This is a genomic window from Pseudogemmobacter faecipullorum (genome assembly GCF_020539525.1).
In the GTDB taxonomy this organism is placed as follows: Bacteria; Pseudomonadota; Alphaproteobacteria; order Rhodobacterales; family Rhodobacteraceae; genus Pseudogemmobacter; species Pseudogemmobacter faecipullorum.
The window spans coordinates 1-599 of the sequence record NZ_JACDXX010000090.1 but is presented as its reverse complement, the minus strand read 5'-3'; the positions used below and the strand labels follow the sequence as shown (position 1 = coordinate 599).

Below are 599 nucleotides of genomic sequence, written 5' to 3'. Positions count from 1 at the left end.
ATCCGAAACGGAGCAGTCGAGGCGATTGAGGCGGTTTTCGGGGGCAACTGGCATCTCAACCGCGGTTTCGTCTACACGCTCCCAGCACCAGCAAGGGGCTACAGGCCCAGAGAAGATCTGACAGATTGCGCAGCGAAGCTTCCCACAGCGGGAAAGGTCGTCGCCGAGCTGAAGTTCGCCTTTTGGCGCTTCCTGTTCTTGAAAGGCCAGCAGCCTCGGATCTGGGATCCCCACCTCGCGGCGACATTTCCGGGATATGACAAAGCACTAACGCTGTCAGAAGCCCGCGCCAGATTGTTCGATGACATCGACGAGGTCCGGAAGCTGAGAAACCGGATCGCGCATCACGAGCCCATCTTCGCTCGAAATCTGCATGAAGATCACCAGCGCATTCGCAGGATCATAGAATGGCGCCGTCCAGACGTGGCCGCCTGGCTGGACAGCACGCAGCAGGTCACGGCTCTCCTCTCCCGTCGGCCTTGAACAGTTAGCGTCCTGAGCAGGCGCAATCATTCCTGCTCAGCGGCGATGGGCATGTCCAGATCGACATCAGCCACCGGTTTCAGCAGTCCGGCATCCTGCAGCGCCTCGATATCCGG

The 599-nt window shown here is 59.8% G+C and carries 1 protein-coding gene; it reads left to right on the top strand.

Translation table 11 applies throughout. The annotated features are described in order from the left end of the window. Positions 1 to 483 (top strand): hypothetical protein (locus H0485_RS21340; protein ID WP_226937876.1); only part of this gene is annotated, 483 nt, incomplete at its 5' end. Between the last annotated feature and the right edge of the window lie 116 nt (positions 484 to 599).